Consider the following 25,825-nt stretch of genomic DNA (forward strand, 5'->3'; position numbering starts at 1 on the left):
CCCCGCAACCGACGTCGTCACGCCTCTTCAGTGGGATGGATCGCGGGCATTATCGCGCAGGTTTTTGTGGTGGGGATAAGGGGGAAGCGTGTGAGTGCGGATTAGGGAAGCTTGATCCCCAGCTCGCTCCAGATTTCATCCACTTTCGCCTTTGTTGCGTCATCCATGTCGAGCTTTTCGCCCCACTCACGCTGGGTCTCATTGCCCATCTTGTTGGTGGCGTCCAGGCCGATCTTGGAGCCCAGGCCCGACACGGGAGAGGCAAAGTCGAGATAGTCGATCGGCGTGTTTTCGACCGTGACGATATCGCGGGCCGGGTCCATGCGGGTGGAGATCGCCCACATCACATCCTTCCAGTCGCGCGCATCGACATCCTCATCCACCACGATGATCCATTTTGTGTACATGAACTGGCGCAGGAAGGACCAGGCGCCCATCATCACGCGCTTGGCATGACCGGCATAGGCCTTCTTCATCGAGATAACGGCAATGCGGTAAGAACAGCCTTCGGGCGGCAGCCAGAAATCGAGGATTTCCGGGAATTGTTGCTGCAAGAGCGGGATGAAAACCTCATTGAGGGCTTCACCCAGAATGGCCGGTTCGTCCGGCGGACGACCTGTATAAGTGGTCAGATAGATCGGGTCCTTGCGCATGGTGATGGCGCTGATCTTGAAGACCGGGAATTCCTCCACCGAGTTGTAATATCCTGTGTGATCGCCGTAAGGACCTTCCGGACCGTATTCATCCAGCATCACATGACCTTCGAGCACGATCTCCGCTTCGGCGGGAACCTTGAGCGGAATGGTTTTGCAATCCACCAGCTCGGCCTTCTTGCCGCGCAGAATGCCCGCAAACTGGTATTCCGAGAGCGTGTCGGGAATGGGGGTCACAGCTGCCAGTATCGTACCCGGATCCGCGCCCAGAACGACAGCGGCCGGCAGGGGATCGGGACGTTCCTTTTTCCAGCGCTGGTGATGCTGGGCGCCGCCGCGATGTTTCAGCCAGCGCATCAATGTTGTGTCCTTGCCCAGCTTCTGCATCCGATAGATGCCGAGATTGTAATCATCCTGGCGATCGCCCTTCACATTCGGGCCCTGGGTGACCACAAGCGGCCAGGTGATGAGCGGGGCGGGTTCACCGGGCCAGCAGGACTGGATGGGGAGACGGTCCAGATCGATGTCGTCACCGGTCAGGACGACCTCCTGGCAGGGGGCCTTGGACACGGTTTTGGGGCGCATCGACATGACTGTCTTGGCGAGGGGGAGAAGATCGATCGCGTCTTTCACCCCGCGCGGCGGTTCGGGCTGGCGCAGGAAGGCCAGCAGCTCGCCAACCTCGCGCAATTCTGCTCCGGTGGTCCGGTTTTCACCGCCCAGCGTCACGGCCTGTGCCACACGCTTCACCGTGCCGAAGAGATTGGCAAGGGCCGGCATCTCGCACGGCTCGCCCTTCTCGTTGACCAGGTTTTCAAACAACAGGGCTGGTCCACCGGCGTGCAGGACACGTTTGTGTATTTCGGTGATCTCACGGTCAGTGGAGACAGGATGGGAGATGCGCACAAGATCGCCCTGCTCCTCGAGCATGGCGATGAAATCACGCAGGGAAGAATAGGCCATGGTTTACCTCGCTTGAACGCAAGCTAGGCCGCTGCGGGGAAAAGGAAAAGCAGGCGTGACAATGCGGCGCGCATTGGTCGCAGTCGCGCGCATGAAATCATGCGGCGCATTTGAATCAATTTGTCAGGCCGGTGTGAACCCGGGTTTGTGATTCGTCTTTGTAGACAGCGTGATCCCGGTCAGGCGGGAGACGATCGGAGAGATGTGTATGTTGTATCGCATGGTGACGCTGTCATCGGCCCGGATCCGTATTGAGGGATCCATTGTGTCCGGCACGCTGGGGGGTGTGCTGGCTGCGCGCATGGAGCGTTTGAGCGCCCTGGAACTGACCGGTGCCCTGGTCTGGGAAGAGGGCTACTTCATGGAAGTGCTGGAGGGGCTGCCCCAGCCGCTGGGTGAGTTCTGGGAGCAATTGCGCCAGGATCCCCATCATGCGGACCTCAAACGCCTCGAACTGCGCCCGGTGCGCCGGCGTGAGTATGCAACATGGGCGCTGGGCCGGGCCCGACAGGGCGCCGGACCCTCTGCCCTGGTCAGAAAACTCCAGACCATTACCCCGCGCGCCGATGAAGTGCGAACTCACGTGCGCGACATCATCAGCGGTGGTGTCATGGCCGAAACCGGACTGGTCAGCGAAACCGTTTAATCGGCTGTCTCTGTGCCGTCCGACGTCCGTTTGGCCGCGAGAATCGCCTGGGCCAGACGGCCTGACCGTGAGTTGACGCCCACTGTCGCGCCGAAACGCACGACCACGAGATCCTCAGACGGCATGACATAGCCCCACTGGCCCTGGAAACCGCTCAGCATAATCGTGTCGGCGGGCAGGCCATCCCCGTCGCTGGGCAGCCAGAACCCCATGCCATAGGCGCCGTCTGACCCGTCTGTGGGGCGTGAGACAACATCATACCAGTCCTCAGGCAGGAGGCGGGTCTCGCCGACCTGGCCGTTATTGGCGTACAGCAAGGCCAGACGTGCCCAGTCATGGGCGGTGGCATACATGTAGGACGAGCCTTGGAAAGTCCCGCTCTGATCGGGTTCCATCACGGCATTGCCAATCCCCAGGGGTTCGAACAGCTCGGCGCGCAGGGCCAGGGTTTGCTCGACAAGATCATCGCCCAGCTGAGCCTGCATGGCGGAGGAAGCGAGGATGGTGTCGCCGCTCATATACTGCCAATGGTCTCCGGGCTGGTGCAAACGGCGGGCTCGCGCGGCAAAGGCGGCCATGTCGGTCTGCGTAAACAGCATCTGGGAATTGGGATCATACCCATCATTGTATTCCATCATTTCCAGGCCGCCGGTCATGCGCAGCAGATGGCTGATGGTGATATTGCGACGATCATCTCGAGCATCCCGGAGCGCGGGGATCGCGCCGGTTTCATGGATATCAATGCGCCCCTGATGCTGGAGGACACCGGCCAGGGTCGCCATCGTACTCTTGGTCATCGACCAGCCATGGAAGCGGGTTTCGCGACTGGCCTGCGGTGCGTAATGCTCGCCGACCAGACGGCCCTGGTGAAACACGGCGACGCCCAGCGTGTGACGGACATCGGCCTGGGGATCGTCAAAGGCCCCTTCAATAGCCGCGGTCAACGCGTCGGTGTCGAAGTGCGCATCGCGATGAGTCGTGTCCAGCGTGAACGGGTCGAACTCTTGCGCAAAGGGGACTGTGAGCTGCGCATCGAATGTGCGCGGCTGGTGAACCAGCGTGCAGCCCAGCCCTTCGCGATAGGTGGCTGTACGATTCCAGAACAGGCCGAACACGCCCGCGGATACGGAGCGGCGTTCATCATTGACTGAGTGCGAGATCAGGGGACCCGCACCGCCCAGCAGCGGATCCAGATAGATCTCACGGGCGTAATCGGTGTCCAAACCGCTGACCCAGGTCAGGGAACAGAGCTGTTTGGCCACAATGCCCGTACCCGATGGCAGGAAGTGGCGCGATGTGGCGGTGAACTGGAAGCCGACAAGGCCCAGAACCAGAACGGCGGCAATTCCGCCTGCGATACGTTTGATCATTCTTCCCCTCCGTGCGGCTGGTCTGTGTCAGCCTGCGTGGTGATCTGTGTTGTGTGAGACAGGGTTGAGCTGTGAGAGCTCGCGGTCAAATGGACAGCGCGATAACCGCGCTCGGCCAGGGTATCGAGCAATCGCGGCAGGGCGGTCGCCGTGCGGGCGTGCGTATCGTGCATGATGACAACGCCTGAGCCCCGGCTTTCGATATTGCGCAAGGCGCGTTGATAAACGCTGTCGGACGAGATCCGGCGCCAGTCATCTGTCCCGATATCACAGGAAATGACGGCGATATCGTCGCCGGCCAGCTGGGTGCGCAGATGGCGGGTGTGATTGAGCCCGGGAAAGCGGAAAAAAGGAGCCGACTGGGCCGGTTCGCCCACTTCGGTTTGCAGACCCAGCAGGGCGGCATTAATGGCGTCGAACCCGCGCTCCACCTCGCGTCCACCCGTCACGGGGCCGACACGATGGAGAAGCTGATGGCTCCAGGTGTGGTTGGCCACGGTATGCCCGCGGGACCAGATCTCGCGCACGAGTTCGGGATGACGGTCGGCATAGAGACCGACGAGGAAAAACACCGCCTTGACGCAATGTGTGTCCAGCGTGTCGAGAATCTCGAGTGTGTAGTCAGGGCTCGGACCGTCATCGAATGTGAACACAATCTCGCCGGGGGCGAGATCGAGTGTGTCGGTGTATTGCATGGTGCCGATCTCGGCTCCGCCGCGAACGTCCAGCTCAATCGTGCGGGCGGTTCCCATGCGCGCGGTGCACGGGTCAGCGGAAACCGCCGGCACATCCTCGGCCCAGGCCAGGCTCGCGTTCAAAAGGGCCATCACTCCAAGCCAGAGTGGGGCGAGCGCCCGTGTCATTGGCTTTACCATGCTCGCCCCCTGGTCCCGGATCAATCGAACTTGGAGAAGTCGGGTTTACGACGCTCCATGAATGCGCCGGCCGCTTCGGCAAATTCCGGTGAGCGCAGCTGGGCTGCAAAGATCTCGCCCTCACGCGAGATGCGGGCATAGAGGTCTTCTGGCGGCTGTTTCATCAAGGCCTTGGCCGCTTTCAGCGAGCCGGGCGCCTTGGCGGCCAGGTTTTGCGCGGCCTGCCAGACCATCTCATCCAGGGTTTCCGGCGTGAAGACACCGCCCACAAGGCCGGTCTGATAGGCGCGGTCCGATCCCCATGTCGCCCCCAGAAGCAGTAATTCGGAGGCGACCGCATGGCCGAGCATGGCCGGCATCAACTGGCTGGACCCGAATTCCGGCGCCAGGGCCAGATCCACGAAGGGTGTTTTGAACGTCGACCGGTTGGACGCATAGACCAGATCACAATGCAGGAGCAGGGTGACACCGATTCCGATGGCGAGGCCGTCCACCGCAGCGATCACGGGTTTTTCGGCGCCGGCGAGCGCCCGCATGAATTGTTCGACCGGCGGCATGTCGCCGCCACCGACATGCGGCGGGGCCTGCATGAAGTCCATCAGGTCATTGCCAGCGGAAAACACGCCGTCTGACCCGGTGATGATGAACACCTTGACCGCTGGATCCTCACGCGCGCTGTCGAGTGCATGCGCAGCGGCCGCATACATGGCGCGCGTAATGGCGTTCTTCTTGTCTGCACGATTGAAACGAAGGGTGCGCACACCGTCTTTCGTTTCGACCTGCAGCTCGGGGATGGACGTCGCTGCGCCCGTTTGATCAACCGAAACCGTATCGCTCATGAGGCGACCTCCCGTTTACACGTGTTTTTATGCGGGGGAGGTTAGTCGTCCAGAGCGCCGACCGCCAGCCCCGTCAGGACACGATGCAGCATGTCGCTGTCGGCTTCGCCCAGACGGTGCTCGAGTTCGGTATTGAGATCGCGTAGAACAATGTCGGCCGCATCGGCCAGGGCGCGGCCTTTTTCGGTCATTGTCACGACCGATGCCCGCTTGTCGTCCGCCGCCGGTCGTTTCTCGACCAGGGCGAGGTTTTCCATACGATTGACCAGACCTGTCACCGCGGGCGGATTGAGGGACAGCATGTCCCCGATCTCACCCATGCGGCGCTCACCCCGGCGGGACAGCAAAAAGAGAACAGCGGCCTGGGCGGCGGTCACACCGACAGTGGTTTTCAGGCGTGAGTCGGCGTCCCGGTTCAGGCGCCGGGCTGCGATTTCCAGCAGGAGGAAAAGCCGTCGGTCGACGGCACGTACGCGAGCCATGACGCGGATATAGACGCAATATCACGGTGGTGGGAATCTCTTATTTGTTTGCAGGCGTGATTTCTCACGAGTGGTTCGAAATGACCACTAGATATCGAATGACCACAGGCGTGCATTGCGAATTTCCATATCCTCCAGCCAGGACCGGGGTTCAGCCTGATAGTGGGCGACGGGTTTTAACCGGAGCCGGGGCAGGTAGGCTCGGCCAGGATCGCCGATGAGAACGGTGCACCCCTGGTGCGCGAGCCCGCTCAGCCAGTTCGTGATCGGATTGACCCCGTCGGGGGTGTAGAACACATCACCGGCCAGGATCACGTCCCATTCGGCCTCGCTGTCCGTGAGATCGGCCAGTTTCAGACCGGGTTCCACCCTGTGATGCCGGGCATTGAGGCGGCATGCTTCGATGGCGAAAGGGTCGATCTCAGACAGTGTAACGGAGGCTGCGCCCGCGCGTGCGGCCGCCAGGCCTGCTAGCCCGCACCCGGCGGCAAAATCGAGGATATTTCGTCCGCGCACCAGATCGGGATGGTCCAGGACATGGCGGGCGATTGCCTGGCTGCCGGACCACGCGAAGGCCCAGAAGGGCGCAGGCAGGCCACGTGCGGCCAATGCCTCTTCCGACAGGCGCCAAAGGGGGTTGCGGTCATCCGCCAGATACAGATCGATTTCCGGAACCAGGGGTGCGGATTGCAGCCGTGTGAGGGCGGGCACGACATGCGAGGGACGGTCCAGTCGCCCGTCCATCACCCCAGCCAGGCCGCGAGCGCGAGGGCCGCAACGAGAATGACACCGCTGGTCCGGTTGGACTTGAACACCGCCAGGCACACTGCGCCCTTGTCGGTATCCATCCGTCGAACCTGATTGAACAGGTGGATGGTGTAGAGGGCATAACCGAAAACGAACCAGGGTGAGGCGGCGACCAGCCAGCTTGCCAGCCCCACGAACAGTGCGGTCAGGGCATAAAACCCGGCGATCCAGAACGGGGAATGCCGTCCAAACAGGCGAGCGGTCGAGCGGATCCCGACCAGAGCGTCATCCTCGGCATCCTGATGGGCATAGATCGTGTCATAACCGAGCGTCCAGAAGACCGAGGCGGCATAGAGTGCGACAAGCGCCAGGTCGATCTGACCCGCTACGGCGACATAGGCCACTGGCACACCCCAGTTAAATGTCAGGCCCAGCCAGGCCTGGGGCCACCAGGTGATACGTTTCATGAAGGGGTAGGCGGCGACAAGCAAGAGCGAGACTAGGGCCACAATGATCGCCGGCAAAGGAAGCTGGACGAGCACAATCAGCCCCACAAGGCATTGCGCGATCAGGAAGATCCAGGCTTGTCGCAAGCTGACCGTGCCCGCCGCAAGCGGGCGGTCGGCTGTGCGGGCGACCTGGGCGTCGAGATCCTTGTCGATGATATCGTTATAGGTGCAGCCCGCGCCGCGCATGGCGATCGCACCCAGGGCAATCAGGCCGGCATACCAGAGGGTTTGCAGCGACAGGCCGACGCCGATCGAGGCCAGCAGGAGGCCGTGCCAGCCGGGCAGGGCCAGCAGCCAGAATCCGATGGGACGGTCATAACGGGCCAGTCGCAGATAGGGACGCAGGGCTTCCGGTGCGTGGTCAACCCAGGATGTCGGCAGGGAATCCGCCACTCGGCGATCAGTATTCAGTTGCATGATCGCGGTTTGGCAGAGGCATGCGGCAGTTTCAAGGCCGCTTGACGGGACGGGTTCAGCGATTCCACAAGGCATTCCATGAGCACAACCACACCCCGCCTGTATGTTGAAGACGATCTCAGTGCCGGCCAGGCCCTGCGTCTTGACCGCGATGCCAGCCATTATCTGGTGACCGTCATGAGACGCGCGCCCGGTGATGCGGTCCGCCTGTTCAATGGTCGCGACGGGGAGTGGATCGCAGAGGTGACCGATGCGCACCGCAAGGCAGCGATCCTGACACCCCTTGAGCAGAGCCGGGTCCAGACCCGCGTGCCGGACCTGTGGCTGTTGTTTGCCCCGGTCAAACGCGCGAAGACGGATCTCATCGTCGAAAAGGCGGTGGAAATGGGTGTGGCCCGCATCTGTCCGGTGGAAACCCGGCGCACCCAGAGCGACCGTATCCGCCTCGACCGGTTTGAAGCCATCGCCCGTGAAGCGGCGGAGCAGACCGAACGCCTCGATCTGCCCGCAATCGATCCGCTCGCCCGGCTCGACACAGTTCTGGACGGCTGGGACACGGATCGTGTTCTGATCTTCGCGGATGAAGCGGGCGATGAGGCCAATATCGCCTGGGGCGGACAGGCCGGACGAGCGGCGCCCATGCCCGAACAGATCGCATCTTTGCGCGGGCGTCCTGCTGCCATTCTCGCCGGTCCGGAGGGTGGGTTTACCCGCGAGGAGCGCGACCATCTCCGGTCCCTTGATTGTGTCTGTCCGGTCACGCTGGGGCCGCGCATTCTGCGCGCGGAGACAGCGGTCATTGCCGCGCTCACCGTGTGGCAGAGCGTATGCGGAGACTGGCTCGACCGGGAATGATCGCAGTCACATGGCTGTGAATCTCGGTCCCTGCCCCTTGTTACCGAGGGAACGCCCCCATATCTCTTGCGGATATTTCAAAGGGACAGGGAACGCTAGGGATGAGCGGCACCTACACTTTGGGCGGCGAAGGCGCGATCATTGAATCGCTCCAGGACATGGCCGCCCATCTGGCCGAAGGCTGCAAGCCGACGGACCAATTTCGAATCGGTACAGAGCACGAGAAATTCGGCTTCGCGCTGGATACTCACGCGCCCATGCCCTACGACGCGGACAGCGGCCCCACGGTCAAGGCTCTGCTCGAAGGGCTGACGCGGTTCGGCTGGCAGCGCGTGGAAGAGGACGGTTTTCTTATCGCGCTCAAGCGTGACGGAGCCTCGATCACGCTGGAGCCGGGGGGGCAGTTCGAATTGTCCGGTGCCCCCTTGGAAAGCGTGCATCAGACCTGTGCCGAGGTGAATAGCCATCTGCGTGAGGTGCGTGAGGTCAGCGACGAGATCGGTGCCGGTTTCCTGGGGCTCGGTTTTTCGCCGAAATGGTCCCTGGACGAGACTCCGATGATGCCCAAGCCGCGCTATGGCATCATGAAGGCCTACATGCCCAAGGTCGGGTCGATGGGACATCAGATGATGTTCCGCTCGGCCACGGTTCAGACCAATCTCGATTTCTCCTCCGAAGCCGACATGGTGAAGAAATTCCGGGTGTCCCTGGCCCTTCAGCCGTTCGCGACTGCCCTGTTTGCCAATTCTCCGTTCAAGGATGGCGGGCTGAATGGTTTCCAGTCCTATCGCGCCCATGTGTGGACCGACACGGACAATAACCGCACCGGCATGCTGCCCTTTGTTTTCGAGGAGGGCATGAGCTTCGAGCGCTATGTCGAATGGGCGCTGGACGTGCCGATGTATTTCGTCAAGCGCGAGGGCCGTTATCTGGATGCCTCGGGCAAGAGTTTTCGCGATTTTCTCAAGGGTGAACTCGATATCCTGCCGGGCGAGCGCCCGGTCATGGGGGATTTCGATGATCACCTCTCGACACTCTTCCCGGAAGTGCGCCTGAAAACCTTCCTGGAAATGCGCGGCGCGGATAGTGGTCCGTGGAATTCCCTGTGTGCCCTGCCGGCCTTCTGGGTCGGGCTGATGTATGATGATGCCGCACTTGATGCCGCCTGGAGCCTGGTCAAGGACTGGACGGCCGAGGAACGGGAGGCTTTGCGCGAAGGGGCAGCGCGTACGGGGCTTAAGACCGTCTTCCGGTCCGGTACCCTGCAGGATCTGGCCAAGGATGTGCTGGCAATTGCTCGGTCGGGGCTGAATGCTCGCGCTCGATTGAACGGTCATGGCGAGAATGAAGGCCTGTTCCTGGACGATCTCGACGAGATTGTGCGCAGCGGCAAGAGCCGTTCGGATCTCCTGATCGAGCAGTTCGAGACGAGTTGGGATCGCTCGATCGAACCGGTGTTCAAAGAGACCGCCTTCTAGGCTGACATCCTCTGCCTCGCTGTCCACAGGTCCGCGCGGGCTGAAATGGTAACGTCACACAGGCTTGTGGCGCTGGCGTCGAAATGGTCAATTGCCCCTCGAGGATTTCACCCGCGTGAGGCGGGGAGGGGAGTTATTCGTGACTGATACCAGCGCAACGCCGCCTGCGGCGCCGAAGGATACGTCCTTCTTTGGCCATCCCAAGGGACTGGCCATTCTGTTCTTCACCGAGATGTGGGAGCGTTTTTCCTATTACGGAATGCGCGGCCTGCTGATCATCTATCTGACCCAGCATTTCCTGTTCTCGGACGAGCGGTCCACCATCATGTACGGGGCCTATACGGCTCTCGTCTACATCATGACGATTGTGGGCGGATCGCTGGCGGATCGGTATCTCGGACAGCGCAAGGCGGTGACCTTTGGGGCGATCCTGCTCGTGCTGGGCCACGGTATGATGGCCTTCGAGGGGAGCGGATCCAAGGAGATCTTCACCTATGAGGGCGGTGAGTACGAGATCACGCTGGACGGGCGTGGTGGCGATGCCAACCAGATCATTGTGTCGGAGACCGGCCAGTCCATGATCTCGTTCACGGAAGGAGGGTCCATGATCGAGGTGGCGGACCCGCAAGCCGTGGGCCTGCCCGCGAGCATCCCGTTCTCCAGCGATATGACCCGCATTGAGCGCGAGGAATTGTTCGTCAATATTCTCTATCTCTCGCTGGCCTTGATCATCGCGGGTGTGGGTTTCCTGAAAGCGAATATCTCGACCATTGTGGGTGAGCTCTATGATGTAGGCGATGCGCGCCGTGATTCCGGTTTCTCCATTTTCTACATGGGGATCAATCTGGGCTCCTTCCTCTCATCCCTGACCGTGGGCATTATCGGTATTGCCTGGGGCTGGAATTGGGGATTTGGTCTGGCCGGTATCGGCATGCTGGCGGGTTTGCTGACCTTCCTGCGCTTCCAGCACATGCTGGAGGGCAAGGCCGAGCCGCCGAATCCGGAAAAGCTGAAACAGTCTGTTCTGGGTCCGATCAATGTGGAATGGGCTTGCTATCTGGCGGGTATCGGCATTGTCGCCGTGTCCATGGCCATTGTGAAATTCCCGGACCTGTTCGCCGACGTTGTGGGCTGGATTGGTCTGGCCATGCTGGCGCTTCTGGTCGGTTACGCCGTTTTCAAAACGGCAGGTGACGAGCGCAAGAAAATGTTCGCCGCCATCTATTTCATCCTGGCGCAGATCCCGTTCTGGGCCCTGTTCGAACAGGCCGGGTCATCGCTGAACCTGTTCACGGACCGTTTGGTTGATCGGACTATGTTCGGCCTGTCTGTTCCGGCCCCGGTCTTCCAGTTCCTCAATGCCGGTTACATCATCATTTTCGCACCGATCCTCGCCTGGCTCTGGCTGGCTCTGGCGAAACGCAAGATGAACCCGTCGACGCCGGTGAAATTCGCCTTTGGTGTGTTCCTGGCTGGTCTGGGTTTCTACACGCTGGTCGGTGGTATGGGACTGTCCGGCGAGACAGGCATGACGGCCGTGTACTTCATCTTCCTGATCTACTGGATCCACACCATGGGTGAACTCATGGTGTCGCCGGTGGGGCTGTCCTCGGTCACCAAGCTGGCCCCCGCGCGCGTGGTGGGTATGACGATGGGCGCCTGGTTCTTGTATTCGGGCCTGTCCAACTTCCTGGCCAGTTTGATCGCTTCACAGACCGGCGCAGAAACTATTGGTGGCCAGATCACGGATGTCGCGGCGGCCAAGGCGGGATACGCCACGGTCTATTCCAATGTGGGTCTGGTGGCGATGGCCATCGCTGTGGGCATGCTGCTCATCTCTCCGCTGATCAAATGGCTGATGGCAGACGCGGAAAAAGCTGTGCCTGAACATTCGGGCGAGGTGGAAGCTGGCGGACCGAATATGGATCGCAAGACCGACTAGCTGTGTTGCATACGCACAAGAAAGGCCGCGATCGTTGATCGCGGCCTTTTTCATGCGGGATGTGGCCGCGTTAGTTGCGGAGCAGTCGGTAGACTTCGCGGACGGTGTAGTTGGAGGGATTCCAGCGTTCGGGCGGGGAGGGTGTGTCTTCGTCTATCGCTGCGGTGATGTGTCGATCATCCCAGGTGACCCGATGTCCGACACAGTCATCGACCCGGGGGCCGGGGCTGATTTCCACTTCACCGGTGTTTCGGTCAATCACCACGCGAGCGCGACGAAGCACATCCATGCCAATGACCATGGCCGGCCCGTCATTCCAGTCCAGTGCCCGGAAGATGTCGAGATCGGCTTCCAGCATGGCGACGCGCGCGGTGCACAGTCCACCGATCTGCAAGCGCCGAACCAGCACGGTCTGGGTGTCGGCATCGGTGCGGCCATCGACGCCATTGAGCACAAATCGCCAACCATGGCTCTGTGCTCTCATCTCCCGCCCCAGGGCCGGGTTCACCAGGGAGTAGGCTGTGCCCGTGTCCAGCATGACCGGAAAAGATCGACGCAATCCTCGGACCCGGGCGCGGGCGAAGATCAGCTGGCGATCCGGGCTAAACAGGCCATCGGCAAAATGCGGTGATTGCGCATCGAGGTCTATGATGCCGTTGATGAAATCGATCTCCAGCCGGTCACCCGGCAAGGCATCGGCGCCCAGAAGCCCCGCCACAATGTGGGGTTCGTCCGGCACAAGCGGTATGACAACGGTCTCCAGATCGACAGGCGGCAAGGTTTCGATGATCAATCTCTCGACCCGAAAGCGCTCGGCCTCGAACTGTGTCGTCAGGGATTGCACATCGGCCAGATCGGTATGGCGGGGTGTAAAACCATGGGCGATGGCGATGTCCTCGGCGATCGCCGTATGGCTTGCTCCGGTGTCGAGAATAAAGGCGTAAGGGCCATCCTGTCCCAGCATAACATCCAGTGCGTAGTGGCCGCTGGGGGTCTGATCGAGAAATAGACGTTGGGCGATCACCGGTGGTGTCAGCGTGGCAAGACTGAGAGACGCGATGGCGGATGCGAAAATGGGCGCGATCCGGGCGGTCCGTCGGGTTCTGGCCGTTTTCGGGTCCCGAGGGACACGGTTAGGGTGAGGCTGTGCGTTAAGCGGGCTTGTTCCAGACATGACTTCCTCCCGGCCTGCCAGAGTCATGTCAGCCTGAGCAGGCAAAGTCCCAGATGATCAGACAGCCCCATCTGATCAATCATTTCAGTCCCCGGTTGTATCGTAGACAGGCTTTGGGTGTTTGGCCATAGGCGACCGGGCAAACACTATGCTCTGTACAAAGCGGGCCGGTCCCGGGACGCATGGAACCGGCCCTCAATGGATCCTGTTCTGCGGATCAGAATGTACCGCGGATCTGAAGATAGGTTGTGGGACCCCGCTTCATGTTTCGGTCCTCAATCGAGGCGACCACACCGTCGGCGCGACTGCCGGTGAAGGAGGTTCGGCGGCGATCATGACCGTTGTCGAACACGCCATCGACACCCGCACGGATAGTGGCACCGAACCAGCGCGTGGTCTCGATATACACATCCAGATCACCGTCGGAATTGCCAACCTCGCGGAATTCGGTGGCGCGATAGACTTCGCCATCGGACAGCCAGAAATAGTCCCAGCCCCAGGCCATCTGCAGTTCCGGGAAGTTCTGGCGGTAGTCCAGGCGCAGCTCCCATTCGCGGAAACCGGACCACGGACGATCCAGCCCGCTCAGCGGATCGGTGACATTGGTACCATAGTATTCGAGGAAGACGTCAAGCACCGCATTGTCGAGCCAGAAATCATCCAGCGGCGTTTCCAGCTCCATAGTGACCCGGAAATTGGTTCCGTCACCGATATTGCCCGGCGCATCGGAGAAACTCACGATATCGTCGGACGGATCGGCGGGCGTGCCATTGTCGTTGACGCTGCGGACCACAATGAAATCATCCAGGTCCTCGATCCAGTCATGACCGACCGTCAGCGTGAACGAGCCATCATTGGAGAAGCGGCGGGTCCACTCACCTTCCAGGGTCCAGGTCCGTTGCGGGACATAATTGGGATTGCCCAGAACGGAGGTGTCATCGCGAACATCAATGTTCGAGGCGAACTTGCCGAAGCTCAGCTGGTCCACATCGCGGCGAGCGGTGAAACGCAGGCGGTTCTGATCGTCGAGACGGTAATTGAGCGTGGCCGACGGCTTAGGATAGTTGAAGGTGCGCGACTGGTTGGCATCTCCGCTCTGGGTGATCTCGGAGAATTCCCAACGTAGACCCGTGTCCAGGCTGTAGCGATCATTGATCGTCCAGGTATGGGACCCGAACACTTCCGCCCGCTCTTCCTCGACCCGGGTATCGGAGATGGCAAGATCGACCTCACTCAGCGTGGTACCGTCGAATTCGAAGATGTCCAGCGTAGTGTCGCGGGCATTGAGAGCGATTTCCGCGCCGACTTCCAGTGAGTGGCGTTCATTGGGATCCCAGGCCAAAGTCTGGCGCAGGGCGGTTTCCTCATACTCGCCGGCGGCAGAAATCAGAACCGAGGAATCGAAGCCGCTATTGGCGTCAAAGAAGGAGAAATCTGTCGGTCCATCTTTCCACTTCTCGCGATTGGCCAGGACAATCGTCGTCAGCGTGATCGAGTCCGTGTGATCTCGGGTATAGTTGGCCGAGATACCGTAATTGCGGCCATTATTGTCCGTTGTGCCCACTTCCGTGCCCACATATTCGAACGCCCCGTTGACAGGTTCCTCAAAGCGACGGGTCTCGTCAAAACCCCACAGCCAGGTGTCGCCGGTCAAATCCACCCGCAAACGGTCATTGGCTGTGAAATCATGCTGGACGGTCAGGGAGAGATCGATCAGCTCCCATTTGCGCTGGTCACTGGCGGAGGATCGTTCAACCGCCGCGCCATCGGCCCCGTAGGTAATGTCATTGCGCAGGAAGCGATGGCCGACGGTTTCCACGAGGAGGCCGCCGGTAATCTCGGTATTGCCGTGCACCATCGTGTAGGAAGCGTCGCCGACAAATCCCAGGCGTCCGCTGTCGGATTGGACCATTCGGGCGAGATAGGATCCGGAATTACCAGCCCCTTCGCGAACAATCACATTGGCCAGGCGGGCATGGCCGCGCATCTCATACTGCGGCAGGGGTTCCTCGATCAGTTCGATCCGCTCGACATCACCGGCTGCGATGCGTTGCAGCACGGTGCCAAGGCCGATCGACTTGTTGGAGGGGCGCTGGCCGTTGACCAGCAGATTGCCGAAACTGTCGCCCAGACCTCGGCGCCCCTGATCGCCCCCGTTCAGGCTGAAGCCGGGAACACGTGCGATCATGTCCAGTGCGGTCACCGGAGCATAGGGTGTGAAGAAATCTGGTGAGTAGGTCGAAATTCCGCCGGCCGTTTGAACCAGGACCGGCGCCTGAGCGGCCGCGTCTGTCTGTGCCAGTGACGGGCTGACACACAGGGCAGCGATTGCCACACCCAGTGCCACGTTACAAATATTGCCTCGCATTGCGTCCCCAAGAGGTTGGTGCCTGCCCACCCCGTGCAGCCTGAATAGGCGCGAATGAGAGGCACCACCACGTACGCTTCCGTAATGCGGTTCACCTGTCCGTGAAGTTGCTGAAATTTTTGTAAGATCAGGCGGCTGCGCCACCCACCGTCAGGCCGGAAATCTTGAGGCTGGGTTGACCCACACCCACGGGCACGCCCTGGCCGGCCTTGCCGCAGGTCCCCACGCCCGGATCCATCGCGAAATCATTGCCGATCATCGTGATCTGGGTGAGGGCGGTCGGTCCATCACCGATCAGGGTTGCGCCCTTGACCGGTTCTTCCACCTTACCGCCGCGGACACGATAGGCCTCGGTGCACTGGAAGACGAATTTGCCCGATGTGATATCAACCTGGCCACCCCCGAAATTGACGGCGTAAATCCCGTCTTCCAGGCTTTCGACCATTTCTTTCGGATCGTGCTGTCCTGCGAGCATATAGGTATTGGTCATGCGCGGCAGAGGGGGATGTGCGTAGGACTGGCGGCGGCCATTGCCTGTGGGTGCCACACCCATGAGCCGCGCATTCATCCGGTCCTGCATATACCCTGTCAGGATGCCGTCTTCGATGAGAACGGTATGCTCGGTGGGCGTGCCTTCATCATCTATTGTCAGTGAGCCACGCCGCCCTTCCATGGTGCCATCATCAATGACGGTGACACCCGGAGCGGCGACCCGCTCGCCCATCCGGCCGGCAAAGGCTGACGAGCCCTTGCGGTTGAAATCACCCTCCAGGCCATGGCCCACGGCCTCATGCAACAGCACAGCCGGCCATCCATTGCCCAGGACAACATCCATGACACCGGCGGGAACATCCACAGCGTCCAGATTGACCCGGGCGATGCGCAAGGCCTCATTCGCCAGCGATTTCCAGGCGGATGGATCGATCCACTGGTCGAACAGGGCCCGGCCTCCCGCGCCCGCCGAACCGGTTTCCCGGCGACCATCGCGCTCGACGGTCACAGCGACATTCACCCGTACCAGGGGGCGAATATCTTCGGCCAGATGCCCATCGGCGCGCAGAATGGCAATCGCGCGGCGCGATCCGGCGATGGAGGCGGAGACCTGTACGACTGACGGATCCTGGGCCCGGCAATAGGCATCGATCTCCTGCAAGAGATCGACCTTCACGTTGAAACCGGGATTGGCGACCGGATCGACCGGCTCGTAAAGCTTGCGATTCGTACCGTTCGGGGCGTCAGAGAGTGTGCCTGCCGGTCCGCGTTTGACCGCAGCTGCCGTTTCCGCAGCCCGTTTGACGGCATCAAGGGTCGCGTCAGAGGAATGGGCATAGCCAAAGGCCTCACCCGAAACACAGCGCAGTCCGAACCCCCGTCCGGCATCAAAACTGGAGGCCTTCAGGCGACCATCATCAAAGGCCAGCGATTCCGAGACGGATGATTCGAGAAAGAGCTCGCCATCATCGGCGCCATGCAGCGCTTCTTTCAGAACCGGAACGGCATCTTCGGCGGCAAACTCGAAACTCTCAAAAGCGCTGTCAGTCATGATGGGGCGGTCCTGTAATTGGTGCTTAAACAGACATAGTGCACCGATGGCATCGGATAAAGCAGTGAATACGGCGAGAATTCAGGGCGGGGTCGGCCGGGCAGGGTGCGGCATCCTGTCCCGGTCGCGTGGTTTTTCACAGTTCAACCCTTGAGTCGTGTCCCGGCAGGAGCTCGCCTGAACGGGTTCTCCTAGGAGAAGGCGAAAAAACCATGTTGTGACATGGAGATGCGCCAATCCGGTTCCGCCTGTTGCGCCGCTCTCCATTCTGTTGCACAAGGGCGCAAGGGCTGTGTAAGGGGCAAAAAAGGGACGAGTTCCAGCGTGTTTCTGCTGGAATGACTTTCCTTCTTGCCCTGACAGCGTAGAAGACCGGCTCTATATTCCGCCTCCTCCACGGCGGAGGGCCGCCACAACGCACGACTTGTATGGGGAAGCCATGCGATTTCTGACCGCACTCATGATTACCTGGACGACGGCTATGGCCGGCGCCTTTGCCGCGACACCCGGCCAGCCAACGGACGGGCATCTCGGCCTGCAACCGGCGGTGACGCCGATTTCGCAGGACATCACCTTTTTCCATGACCTGATCCTGATGCCGATCATCACTGTTGTGACGCTGTTCGTCATGGGGCTGCTGGTCTGGGTGATCTTCCGCTATAACCGCAAGGCCAACCCGACGCCGGGTAAGTCGACGCACAATACCCTGCTTGAAGTCATCTGGACGGGTATTCCGATCGTGATCCTGATCGTCATCTCCATCTGGTCCTTCCCGCTCCTGTATCTTCAGGATGAAACACCGGAAGGCGATTTTGTCATCAAGGCGACGGGCTATCAGTGGAACTGGAGCTATGAGTATCCGGACCAGGGTGTGGGGGAATACTTCTCCAACATGATTGCGGACGAAGACCTTCAGCCCGGTCAGTTGCGCAACCTTTCCGTTGACTATCCGGTGGTCGTTCCTGTGGGAGCAACGGTAGTCTTGCAGGTGACTGCCGCTGATGTGATCCACAACTGGGCCATGCCGGCCTTCGGTACCAAGATGGATGCCATTCCCGGCCGCATCAACGAGGCCTGGTTCCAGGTCGAGCAGGAAGGCGTCTATTATGGCCAGTGTTCCGAGCTGTGTGGTCTGCGCCATGCCTTCATGCCGATCGAGGTCCACGCCGTCAGCCAGGACGTTTTCGACGCCTGGGTGGCTCTGAAAGCTGACGATCCGTTCTCTGAGGACGCCAATCAGCTTATCGCCGATTACCAAGCCGCGCGGAATACGCGCCTGGCGCAACTGAACTAAGGGTTTCGACATGTCTGCAGATTCTGTTGCACACGACGATCACACCCCGAGCCTCTGGTCCTGGAAGCGCTGGGTGTATTCCACCAACCACAAGGACATCGGCACGATGTATCTGGTGTTCGCGATCTTCGCGGGCATTATCGGTGGTTTCCTCTCTGGCCTGATGCGGGTCGAACTGATGGAGCCGGGCCTTCAGGTCTTTAACAACGGCTTCTGGGGCAATGAGCACAATTATAATGTCGCCACCACGATGCATGGCCTGATCATGATCTTCTTCATGGTCATGCCCGCCATGATCGGCGGATTTGGCAACTGGTTTGTGCCGCTGATGATCGGTGCGCCGGACATGGCCTTCCCGCGCATGAATAACATCTCCTTCTGGCTGCTTCCGGCGGCCTTCGCGCTGGCTGTGATCTCCATGTTCGTTCCGGGAACGGGTGGTGAGAACGGATTTGGCGGCGGCTGGGTGCTGTATCCGCCATTGTCGACGACCGGGCATAACGGGCCGGCGATGGATCTTCTCATCCTGTCGCTTCACATCGCCGGCGTGTCGTCCATTCTTGGTGCGATCAACTTCATCACCACGATCTTCAACATGCGTGCGCCGGGCATGACCCTGCACAAAATGCCGCTGTTTGTGTGGTCGGTACTGGTGACCGTCTTCCTGCTGCTCCTGTCCCTGCCGGTTCTGGCGGGCGCCCTGACCATGCTGCTGACGGACCGCAATTTTGGCACGGCCTTCTTTGATCCGGCCGGTGGCGGTGATCCGGTGATGTTCCAGCACCTGTTCTGGTTCTTCGGTCACCCGGAAGTCTACATCCTGATCCTTCCCGGTTTTGGTATCATCTCCCACATCGTCTCCACCTTCTCCCGCAAGCCGGTCTTTGGCTATCTGGGCATGGCCTATGCCATGGTGGCGATTGGTTTCATCGGTTTCATCGTGTGGGCGCACCACATGTACACCGTGGGCCTGCCGGTGGATCTGAAAGCCTATTTCGTGGCGGCCACAATGGTCATCGCTGTGCCGACAGGTATCAAGATCTTCTCCTGGATTGCCACGATGTGGGGCGGTTCGATTGAGTTCCGGACGCCGATGATGTGGGCGATCGGCTTCATCTTCCTGTTCACCGTGGGTGGCGTGACCGGCGTGGTGCTGGCCAATGCCGGCGTCGACCAGGCTCTGCACGACACCTATTACGTGGTGGCGCACTTCCACTATGTGCTGTCTCTGGGCGCAGTCTTCGCGATCTTCGCAGGCTGGTACTACTGGTTCGAGAAAATCTTCGGTGTGAAGTACAATTCACTCTTCGCGCGTCTGCAATTCCTGTTCTTCTTTGTTGGCGCCAACGTGATCTTCTTCCCGCAGCACTTCCTGGGCCTGCAAGGCATGCCGCGTCGCTATGTCGACTATCCGGACGCCTACGCCCTGTGGAACGAAGTCTCCACCTATGGCTACTTCATCATGCTGATCGGAATGGTCTTCTTCTTCCTGGTCCTGCTGGACGCCATGGTGCGTCGCCGCAAGGCCGACGCTAATCCGTGGGGCGAGGGTGCCACGACGCTCGAGTGGACCCTGTCCTCTCCGCCGCCCTTCCACCAGTTCAACGAACTGCCGAAGATCAAGTAGGCCCGTTCATTGGACTCGGTAGAAATGCCCAGCGACAATCGCAATGAGGGCGAGGCTGTTTCGACAGCCTCGCCCCGCGACTATTTTGACCTGATGAAACCGCGCGTGATGACGCTTGTCATCTTCACGGCGGTGGCGGGTCTGGCGGCCGCCCCGGTTGATATGAACCCTCTTCTGGCGGCGATTGCCATCCTGTGCGTGGCCGTGGGTGCGGGCTCGGCGGGTGCGCTCAACATGGCTTATGACGCTGATATCGACGCCAAGATGCAGCGCACACGCCTGCGTCCTGTGGTGCGTGGTGCGGTGCGCAAGGGGGATGCCTATGCGTTTGGCATTGTGGGCGGGTTTTTCTCGACCCTGACGCTGGCGCTGGCGACCAATTATTTCGCTGCGTTCCTGCTCGGTTTCTCGATCGTGTTCTACGCCTGGTTCTACACCATGGTGCTCAAGCGTCGGACACCGCAGAATATTGTTATCGGCGGGGCGGCCGGGGCCTTTCCCCCGATGATCGGCTGGGTCGCGGCAACCGGATCATTGAGCTGGGATGCCGTGATCCTGTTCATGATCATTTTCCTGTGGACCCCGCCTCATTCCTGGGCCCTGGCTCTTTACAAGTCTGGTGATTACGAAGCGGCTGGCGTGCCCATGATGCCTGTCGCCAAAGGGGCACAGTCCACCCGTCTGCAGATCCTGCTCTATTCCCTGGTCCTTGTGCCCTTTGCCACAGCCCCCGTCTTCACCGGATTGGGCGGGCTTGTGTATGCCGCGGTCTCCGGGCTGGGAGGTTTGCTCTTCCTTCTGCTCGCCTGGCGGATCTTTATCTCGCGCGCCGGCGAAGCGGGCTCGGCGGAAGACGGTGCCTTGTATGCCGTACGTGCCGGCGACAAGGCCGCACGGGATCTGTTTGCCTATTCGATCGGGTATCTGGCGTTTCTGTTCGCGGCCCTGCTGGTCGAACACGGGTTCGGGGGCTATATCCCGGTGCCAGGAGTAAATTGATGTCTGATCAAAATCCTCATCAACCGGTTGAGCAGCCCGACCCGAATGAATTCCTGGGTCGCGAAGGCAAGCCGACCGGCGATTCGCAAGCCTTGACCCCGGAGGAAGAGGCGGCGCGCAAAAGCCGCAACCGGGCGATTGGATGGTCGTTATTCGGTTTCGTGGTGCTCGTCTTTCTGATCACTGTCGCACGGCTCAGCCAGAATATCATCGCGGGCAGCTAATCCCGCTACACGCATGTGTCGAGTTCTGTTAGCCCCTCCTCAACCAGACAGGGTGAGGGGGATCATGGATGGCCGGGCACAATTTTCCACTGAGCAGCACGTATGCACGCTGGCAGTCCTGGATAGGCCGTCGCTCCTTCAAATTCTGGCTCATTCCGGCTGCCGTAATCGTGGGGCTGCATGTCCTGGCGCCCCTGGTCTCCGCCTTCAACTGCAGGAGTGCCCTGTCTTGTGATCTGCAATTTAGCGCTGGGGCCGTGTTTCGCTACCTGGAGGTTGAACGTGGCGCGCTCGGTGTTCTGTCCACGGCCTTGCTGATTCTTTACGCACACATCCTGTCGAGTTTTTCGAAAGATGATGGCGGTCAAGCCACCCGATTGAGAATGGCCTTGCCGATTCTCGTCGCTTTGGTGTCGGTGGTTGCGCTCGCGATATCAGAACACCTGCTACCGGCTGTGGTGACCTATCCCATCGCTTTTATCGTGGCCCTCTATCTGGGCGTCGAAACTCTCACGCGGAATATCATGGTCCAGGGGCCAGGCATAACCCTGGCCAAAGCGTTGAGCGGCGTGGTTCTGGCGTTGTTTCTCAGTGGACTTATTCTGAACCTTATATGGGTAGTCTCAAACGATCTTCGACAATTCGCTGACGACTATGGGCCTGGGTCAGGTTACTGGCAAATGCAAGGAGTGACGGCGGCATTCCTTCTGTTGGTCGCATGGGTTTTGGAACATCATGTCCGTATATTTGGGTATCCCAAAATCGTTCTATTGGCCGCGTTCTGGTTTGTTCTGGAAGTGTCCCGACAAATCATGGTCGTGGTGGTTCTGATCAGTTTCCAAATGGACCAGATTTTCAATTCGGACCCATTTGACCGGGTATCCGGGTCAACCCAATGGGACACTGCATTGGCACGCGCCGATCTGATGAATGTCTCAGCCGTTGGGGTTTTGCTGATCTATCTGGCGATCATGCTTGTTCGACGATGGCGCCACGGCCCGGGCCGGTCCGACGGGCAGAGTTGGAAAATCGCTCTGGGCATGCTTGTTGGGTGTCTTCTCTGGGACTTTGTCTGGTATATCGCGGACGGGCTTTTTCTTATCCTGCGTTTGGTCGGTGTGTAAGGCCTGCGAGCCAACGGGCCACGAGATAAAATGCCTCAATCATGAATAGTGCATTTTTTGATACGACCGACACGGGCGGGCCCAACTGGGTCCAACACGTTTTCTGGCTGCTGGGCCAGGTCGAAGTCTGGATGTTGGGGCTGATCCTGGTCGTCGGGTTGGCGGGCTGGTTGAGGAAAGGCGTTCACGAGCGCTGGAGTCGTGTTGGCTGGATTATAGCAACCGGCGGCTTGGTTCTGACCGGTCTCTATCTCGGGGGTGTCTTTTTCCTGTTTCAGCGCGGGATTCCATCGGGATTGTCAGCAGTTATCGGTGTCATCAATCTGGCCATTCTCGGAGTAATACTCTGGCCAATGGCCCAGTGGGGCATGCACAGCCGCGGGTTTCGCTCTTTTGGACGCGCTTCCCCCGCTGTGCGCGCCTGGCTGGCGGCACTGGGTGTCGCGGTGTGTGTCATGTTGGTCTGGGGAGGCACGGCCGCGGTGAACGCTGTTTCATCACCAGGATCGCTTCACGACACCTATTACGTTTCGAGCCTGTGGACGAACCTGGTCCCCATGGTTTTGGGGTTCGGTGTTTGGGCCAGTGTCTATGGCTATTTGTCTCTTGGGCGGAAAGTCTCGATCAAGTCTGTGATCGTCTGGCTTCATCTCGTTTTACACAGTGTCGGAACAGGCCTGGTCAATGGCCCTGCCGCGTGGCTCTCGATCGCAGGCCCGCCTCGACAATATGTCGACGGAGCCATGATGGCGGAGCGCTATGCGATGATCGCGCATCTCTACCAATGGGGGCTGGTCCTGATCGGGCTGGGTTTCGTCGTTTTTGTTGTGGGTCTGGTGACAGCGCTGCGGCAATCTGACCGTGGCTAAATCTTGATTACTGTGGCCAAGACGGTAGTTATGCCTGACACCCAGATGAAATGGACGCCCATGATCCGACTGCCCCGCAATCCCAATACTCGTGTTGCCCTGAGCGCTCTGGCCGGTGTGTGTGTCATGACCGGTGCCGCCTTCGCCGCTGTTCCCCTGTATGATCTCTTCTGCCGGGTGACGGGTTATGGTGGAACGACCCAGGTTGCAGACGGCCTCATCGGCGACGTGCTCGATCGTGAAGTTACCGTCTATTTTGACGCCAATACCAATCGCGATCTGCCCTGGGATTTCGAGCCCCTGCAACGTTCGATCACGCTGAATGTGGGTGAGAGCGGCCTTGCCTATTATCGCGCGACCAATTCCACGGATACGCCCCTGACCGGTGTGGCGACGTTCAATGTCGCACCGTTCAAGGCCGGGCCGTATTTTTCCAAGATCGAATGCTTCTGCTTCACCGAACAAACACTGCAACCGGGTGAAAGCATCGAAATGCCGGTCCTGTTTTTTGTGGACCCGCTGATCGACGAAGAAGACCGCATGGATGACGTGGCCTCGATCACACTGTCCTACACGTTTTTCGAGGCAGAAACGCCGGATCAACCAAATGACGGTCGCGCCGCGCGCTAAAACCACATCTCCGCTGCGACGACGCGCCGCTGTACGGCGCATTGCCATTGCGCTTGCGGATTGAGACAGTTATCACCGCCCCGCAAGGGCAGAATTGGAATTGCAGGAGATTCGCAATGGCGGGGCATGCCGTAAAGCACGATTACCACCTGGTGGACCCATCGCCGTGGCCGTTTGTGGCATCGGTCGGGGCCTTCCTTCTGGGTGTGGGCGCTGTGGGCCTCATGAAGGGTCTGGTGGGTGAAGATAACCCGCTCTACATCTTCTACGGAGAGGGCCAGTGGCTGGGTTTCCTGATCGGCCTGCTTGTTATTCTCATCACCATGTTTGGCTGGTGGGGCGATGTCATCAAGGAAAGCCGCAAGGGTGATCACACACCGGTCGTCGACATCGGCCTGCGTTATGGCGTGATCCTGTTCATCGCATCCGAGGTCATGTTCTTTGTGGCCTGGTTCTGGGCCTTTTTCGAATACGCGATCTTCCACGATGTTCGTCTGGATCCGGGTCTGGCCAGCTGGCCGCCGGCCGGTGTCGAGACGTTCGACCCGTGGCATATTCCGCTGATGAACACGCTGATCCTGCTGCTGTCCGGCACGACCGTGACCTGGGCTCACCATGCCCTGCAGCACGGTGATCGTCGCGGTGCCAAGCTGGGCCTTATCGCAACGGTTATCCTGGGCGCATGTTTCTCTGCGCTGCAGGTGGTGGAATACACCCAGGCCGGATTCGCCTTCTCCATGGCCGATGGCGGTAATCTCTACGGTTCGACCTTCTACATGGCGACCGGTTTCCACGGTGCTCACGTGCTGATCGGGACGATCTTCCTGGCCGTTTGCCTGGTACGTCTTCTCGCCGGTCACTTCACACCGGAGAAGCATTTCGGTCTCGAGGCTGCGGCTTGGTACTGGCACTTCGTGGACGTGGTCTGGCTGTTCCTGTTCGCCTTCGTCTACGTGACCTTCCAATAGGGTCTGCACATGGATCGCCCTTCCCCCTTCGAAGCGGGCCTGACAGGTCGCTGCCCGAAGTGCGGGGAAGGGCCCATGTTCTCCGGTGTTCTGGCCATCGCACCGCGGTGCGAGATGTGCGGCACCTCTTTTGATAATGCGGATGTGGGCGATGGCGCGGTGGTCTTCGCCCTTTTTATCGTCGGCTTTCTTGCCGTCGTTCTCCTGATGTTGATGCAGGTCGCGTTTGGTGTGCCGTGGTGGGTGCATCTGATCGTGCAGGTCCCCTTCATCTTCGGTGTGTCCATCGCCATTTTGCGCCCGCTCAAGGGCTTGTTGTTCGCGCTTCAATTCCATCACCAGGCCGAGGAAGCCCGCCTCGACGACTAATCGGCGCGTTGCTGGTGGATGTCGCCATCGTGTGGGTTCCGGCGATCTAATGCGTCGTATTGGATTCCCGTCCAGTGACGCTGTATGGATGAGGGCGTTTTACGCCCCGACCCGGGAAGGAGCTCTCATGCCCGTCTTTCGCCCCTTGCCCTGGCTGAGCCTCTTCTCGGTCCTCAGTCTCATCCTGTTGATCTGGCTGGGGAGCTGGCAGATGCAGCGCATGGCTTGGAAAGCGGATTTGCAGGCACGGTTTGAAGACCGCATCGAGGTAAGCGGATTTGATACGGCGGTGTGCGGAACGGCCGAGCAGCGCAATGGCCGGATCCGGGCGCCTCAACCTCTCCTGGGCGAACAATTGCGGTATTACTCACTCCGGGAGATCGCTGGTTGGGTGCGGGTGGGCCTTGTGCCTGTGCGTCAATGCGACGTCGAAGGTGGCGGCGCCGGTTATCTGCTCGTGGAGGGGGGATTTGAGGGACTGAACGGTGAAATCGCCACCCGTCCGGAGCGCTGGCGACTGGAAACCCTGCCGTCTGCAGGCTTTTTCACACCTGACAACGATCCGGATACCAATCAGTGGTATAGCTTTGATCGTGCCGCCATGGCTGCGGCGCTGGGTGTCCGGGAAGATGAGATCCGGGATGTCTGGGCCAGGACGGATGACGGGCTTCCCGCCAGCCTCTCCCAGACCCCGCCGGCCAAGCATTTGGGCTATGCCGTGACCTGGTTCGGTCTCGCCGCGTCCTTGCTGCTGGTGTATCTCACCCTGCACGTTCAGCGCGGGCGTTTGGCCTGGCGGACACGCATGGTGGAGAAACAAGACAAGAGCGGCCAGAAAGGCCGCCGGAAAGGCGAGTGAC

The 25,825-nt window shown here is 60.1% G+C and carries 24 protein-coding genes; 14 read left to right on the forward strand and 10 right to left on the reverse strand.

Features of this window, described 5'->3' with window-relative positions; translation table 11 throughout:
• Positions 1-101: 101 nt before the first annotated feature.
• Positions 102-1,616: a UbiD family decarboxylase gene (locus RMQ97_RS12130; RefSeq protein ID WP_413661148.1), complete on the reverse strand. Its 1,515-nt coding sequence runs from the start codon at positions 1,614-1,616 to the stop codon at positions 102-104.
• 208 nt (positions 1,617-1,824) lie between these two features.
• Here RMQ97_RS12130 and RMQ97_RS12135 point away from each other — a divergent pair, with 208 nt between their 5' ends.
• The gene (locus RMQ97_RS12135) at positions 1,825-2,262 is read left to right on the forward strand and encodes a BLUF domain-containing protein (RefSeq protein ID WP_413661149.1); all 438 of its coding nucleotides are present in this window, start codon (positions 1,825-1,827) and stop codon (positions 2,260-2,262) included.
• On the opposite strand, the gene RMQ97_RS12140 is transcribed toward RMQ97_RS12135, so the two are convergent.
• From RMQ97_RS12140 to ubiA, 6 genes are all read right to left on the reverse strand, one after another.
• Complete coding sequence (locus tag RMQ97_RS12140; RefSeq protein ID WP_413661150.1) at positions 2,259-3,632, reverse strand: serine hydrolase domain-containing protein; 1,374 nt, start codon at positions 3,630-3,632, stop codon at positions 2,259-2,261. The two genes, RMQ97_RS12135 and RMQ97_RS12140, sit on opposite strands and share 4 nt — an antisense overlap.
• Entirely contained in the window at positions 3,629-4,507 is an 879-nt protein-coding gene (locus RMQ97_RS12145; RefSeq protein WP_413661151.1) for a polysaccharide deacetylase family protein, read from the reverse strand. The genes RMQ97_RS12140 and RMQ97_RS12145 overlap by 4 nt, the downstream gene beginning before the upstream one ends.
• A gap of 20 nt (positions 4,508-4,527) precedes the next feature.
• A complete protein-coding gene (locus RMQ97_RS12150; RefSeq protein WP_413661152.1) occupies positions 4,528-5,346 on the reverse strand; it encodes an enoyl-CoA hydratase in 819 nt (272 codons plus the stop codon).
• A gap of 41 nt (positions 5,347-5,387) precedes the next feature.
• Entirely contained in the window at positions 5,388-5,828 is a 441-nt protein-coding gene (locus RMQ97_RS12155; RefSeq protein WP_413661153.1) for a MarR family winged helix-turn-helix transcriptional regulator, read from the reverse strand.
• A gap of 87 nt (positions 5,829-5,915) precedes the next feature.
• On the reverse strand, positions 5,916-6,572 hold the full coding sequence (locus RMQ97_RS12160) for a class I SAM-dependent methyltransferase (protein WP_413661154.1): 657 nt from the start codon (positions 6,570-6,572) through the stop codon (positions 5,916-5,918).
• Positions 6,572-7,501, reverse strand: a complete 930-nt coding sequence (gene ubiA, locus RMQ97_RS12165; protein WP_413661155.1) for a 4-hydroxybenzoate octaprenyltransferase — start codon at positions 7,499-7,501, stop codon at positions 6,572-6,574. The genes RMQ97_RS12160 and ubiA overlap by 1 nt, the downstream gene beginning before the upstream one ends.
• 78 nt (positions 7,502-7,579) lie before the next feature.
• On the opposite strand from ubiA, the gene RMQ97_RS12170 reads away from it, so the two are divergent.
• The 3 genes from RMQ97_RS12170 (at position 7,580) to RMQ97_RS12180 (ending at position 11,776) form a co-directional block, all read left to right on the forward strand.
• A complete protein-coding gene (locus RMQ97_RS12170) occupies positions 7,580-8,356 on the forward strand; it encodes a 16S rRNA (uracil(1498)-N(3))-methyltransferase (RefSeq protein WP_413661156.1) in 777 nt (258 codons plus the stop codon).
• 101 nt (positions 8,357-8,457) lie between these two features.
• Entirely contained in the window at positions 8,458-9,834 is a 1,377-nt protein-coding gene (locus tag RMQ97_RS12175; protein WP_413661157.1) for a glutamate--cysteine ligase, read from the forward strand.
• A gap of 232 nt (positions 9,835-10,066) precedes the next feature.
• Positions 10,067-11,776, forward strand: coding sequence for a peptide MFS transporter (locus tag RMQ97_RS12180; protein WP_413661239.1), 1,710 nt, complete (start codon positions 10,067-10,069; stop codon positions 11,774-11,776).
• A 70-nt stretch (positions 11,777-11,846) separates the two neighbouring features.
• On the opposite strand, the gene RMQ97_RS12185 is transcribed toward RMQ97_RS12180, so the two are convergent.
• The 3 genes from RMQ97_RS12185 to tldD form a co-directional block, all read right to left on the reverse strand.
• A complete protein-coding gene (locus RMQ97_RS12185; protein ID WP_413661158.1) occupies positions 11,847-12,950 on the reverse strand; it encodes an aspartyl protease family protein in 1,104 nt (367 codons plus the stop codon).
• A gap of 217 nt (positions 12,951-13,167) precedes the next feature.
• Complete coding sequence (locus RMQ97_RS12190) at positions 13,168-15,318, reverse strand: TonB-dependent receptor plug domain-containing protein (RefSeq protein WP_413661159.1); 2,151 nt, start codon at positions 15,316-15,318, stop codon at positions 13,168-13,170.
• 127 nt (positions 15,319-15,445) lie between these two features.
• The gene (gene tldD, locus RMQ97_RS12195) at positions 15,446-16,861 is read right to left on the reverse strand and encodes a metalloprotease TldD (protein ID WP_413661160.1); all 1,416 of its coding nucleotides are present in this window, start codon (positions 16,859-16,861) and stop codon (positions 15,446-15,448) included.
• Positions 16,862-17,300: 439 nt separating this feature from the next.
• On the opposite strand from tldD, the gene coxB reads away from it, so the two are divergent.
• The 10 genes from coxB to RMQ97_RS12245 all read left to right on the forward strand — a co-directional run bounded on the left by coxB (position 17,301) and on the right by RMQ97_RS12245 (position 25,824).
• Complete coding sequence (coxB, locus tag RMQ97_RS12200; RefSeq protein ID WP_413661161.1) at positions 17,301-18,155, forward strand: cytochrome c oxidase subunit II; 855 nt, start codon at positions 17,301-17,303, stop codon at positions 18,153-18,155.
• 10 nt (positions 18,156-18,165) lie between these two features.
• A complete protein-coding gene (gene ctaD / locus RMQ97_RS12205; RefSeq protein ID WP_413661162.1) occupies positions 18,166-19,782 on the forward strand; it encodes a cytochrome c oxidase subunit I in 1,617 nt (538 codons plus the stop codon).
• 24 nt (positions 19,783-19,806) lie between these two features.
• Complete coding sequence (cyoE, locus tag RMQ97_RS12210; protein WP_413661163.1) at positions 19,807-20,781, forward strand: heme o synthase; 975 nt, start codon at positions 19,807-19,809, stop codon at positions 20,779-20,781.
• Positions 20,781-21,005, forward strand: a complete 225-nt coding sequence (locus RMQ97_RS12215; protein WP_413661164.1) for a hypothetical protein — start codon at positions 20,781-20,783, stop codon at positions 21,003-21,005. Before cyoE ends, RMQ97_RS12215 begins: the two co-directional genes overlap by 1 nt.
• 68 nt (positions 21,006-21,073) lie before the next feature.
• Positions 21,074-22,129 (forward strand): hypothetical protein, encoded by a 1,056-nt coding sequence (locus tag RMQ97_RS12220; protein WP_413661165.1) that lies wholly within the window; start codon positions 21,074-21,076, stop codon positions 22,127-22,129.
• A 41-nt stretch (positions 22,130-22,170) separates the two neighbouring features.
• Complete coding sequence (locus RMQ97_RS12225) at positions 22,171-22,998, forward strand: hypothetical protein (RefSeq protein ID WP_413661166.1); 828 nt, start codon at positions 22,171-22,173, stop codon at positions 22,996-22,998.
• A gap of 45 nt (positions 22,999-23,043) precedes the next feature.
• Entirely contained in the window at positions 23,044-23,628 is a 585-nt protein-coding gene (locus RMQ97_RS12230) for a cytochrome c oxidase assembly protein (RefSeq protein WP_413661167.1), read from the forward strand.
• A 116-nt stretch (positions 23,629-23,744) separates the two neighbouring features.
• Positions 23,745-24,596: a cytochrome c oxidase subunit 3 gene (locus tag RMQ97_RS12235; protein ID WP_413661168.1), complete on the forward strand. Its 852-nt coding sequence runs from the start codon at positions 23,745-23,747 to the stop codon at positions 24,594-24,596.
• A gap of 9 nt (positions 24,597-24,605) precedes the next feature.
• Positions 24,606-24,965: a DUF983 domain-containing protein gene (locus tag RMQ97_RS12240; RefSeq protein WP_413661169.1), complete on the forward strand. Its 360-nt coding sequence runs from the start codon at positions 24,606-24,608 to the stop codon at positions 24,963-24,965.
• A 127-nt stretch (positions 24,966-25,092) separates the two neighbouring features.
• Positions 25,093-25,824, forward strand: a complete 732-nt coding sequence (locus RMQ97_RS12245; protein WP_413661170.1) for an SURF1 family protein — start codon at positions 25,093-25,095, stop codon at positions 25,822-25,824.
• Position 25,825: the final 1 nt, after the last annotated feature.

Source organism: Maricaulis sp. D1M11, from assembly GCF_047308265.1.
In the GTDB taxonomy this organism is placed as follows: domain Bacteria; phylum Pseudomonadota; class Alphaproteobacteria; order Caulobacterales; family Maricaulaceae; genus Maricaulis.

Coding starts and splice junctions, on each gene's coding strand:
- RMQ97_RS12130 (WP_413661148.1), bottom strand. CDS start 1,616: ATGGCCTATTCTTCCCTGCGTGATTTCATCGCCATGCTCGAGGAGCAG.
- RMQ97_RS12135 (WP_413661149.1), top strand. CDS start 1,825: ATGTTGTATCGCATGGTGACGCTGTCATCGGCCCGGATCCGTATTGAG.
- RMQ97_RS12140 (WP_413661150.1), bottom strand. CDS start 3,632: ATGATCAAACGTATCGCAGGCGGAATTGCCGCCGTTCTGGTTCTGGGC.
- RMQ97_RS12145 (WP_413661151.1), bottom strand. CDS start 4,507: ATGGTAAAGCCAATGACACGGGCGCTCGCCCCACTCTGGCTTGGAGTG.
- RMQ97_RS12150 (WP_413661152.1), bottom strand. CDS start 5,346: ATGAGCGATACGGTTTCGGTTGATCAAACGGGCGCAGCGACGTCCATC.
- RMQ97_RS12155 (WP_413661153.1), bottom strand. CDS start 5,828: ATGGCTCGCGTACGTGCCGTCGACCGACGGCTTTTCCTCCTGCTGGAA.
- RMQ97_RS12160 (WP_413661154.1), bottom strand. CDS start 6,572: ATGGACGGGCGACTGGACCGTCCCTCGCATGTCGTGCCCGCCCTCACA.
- ubiA (WP_413661155.1), bottom strand. CDS start 7,501: ATGCAACTGAATACTGATCGCCGAGTGGCGGATTCCCTGCCGACATCC.
- RMQ97_RS12170 (WP_413661156.1), top strand. CDS start 7,580: ATGAGCACAACCACACCCCGCCTGTATGTTGAAGACGATCTCAGTGCC.
- RMQ97_RS12175 (WP_413661157.1), top strand. CDS start 8,458: ATGAGCGGCACCTACACTTTGGGCGGCGAAGGCGCGATCATTGAATCG.
- RMQ97_RS12180 (WP_413661239.1), top strand. CDS start 10,067: ATGTGGGAGCGTTTTTCCTATTACGGAATGCGCGGCCTGCTGATCATC.
- RMQ97_RS12185 (WP_413661158.1), bottom strand. CDS start 12,950: ATGTCTGGAACAAGCCCGCTTAACGCACAGCCTCACCCTAACCGTGTC.
- RMQ97_RS12190 (WP_413661159.1), bottom strand. CDS start 15,318: ATGCGAGGCAATATTTGTAACGTGGCACTGGGTGTGGCAATCGCTGCC.
- tldD (WP_413661160.1), bottom strand. CDS start 16,861: ATGACTGACAGCGCTTTTGAGAGTTTCGAGTTTGCCGCCGAAGATGCC.
- coxB (WP_413661161.1), top strand. CDS start 17,301: ATGCGATTTCTGACCGCACTCATGATTACCTGGACGACGGCTATGGCC.
- ctaD (WP_413661162.1), top strand. CDS start 18,166: ATGTCTGCAGATTCTGTTGCACACGACGATCACACCCCGAGCCTCTGG.
- cyoE (WP_413661163.1), top strand. CDS start 19,807: ATGCCCAGCGACAATCGCAATGAGGGCGAGGCTGTTTCGACAGCCTCG.
- RMQ97_RS12215 (WP_413661164.1), top strand. CDS start 20,781: ATGTCTGATCAAAATCCTCATCAACCGGTTGAGCAGCCCGACCCGAAT.
- RMQ97_RS12220 (WP_413661165.1), top strand. CDS start 21,074: ATGGCCGGGCACAATTTTCCACTGAGCAGCACGTATGCACGCTGGCAG.
- RMQ97_RS12225 (WP_413661166.1), top strand. CDS start 22,171: ATGAATAGTGCATTTTTTGATACGACCGACACGGGCGGGCCCAACTGG.
- RMQ97_RS12230 (WP_413661167.1), top strand. CDS start 23,044: ATGAAATGGACGCCCATGATCCGACTGCCCCGCAATCCCAATACTCGT.
- RMQ97_RS12235 (WP_413661168.1), top strand. CDS start 23,745: ATGGCGGGGCATGCCGTAAAGCACGATTACCACCTGGTGGACCCATCG.
- RMQ97_RS12240 (WP_413661169.1), top strand. CDS start 24,606: ATGGATCGCCCTTCCCCCTTCGAAGCGGGCCTGACAGGTCGCTGCCCG.
- RMQ97_RS12245 (WP_413661170.1), top strand. CDS start 25,093: ATGCCCGTCTTTCGCCCCTTGCCCTGGCTGAGCCTCTTCTCGGTCCTC.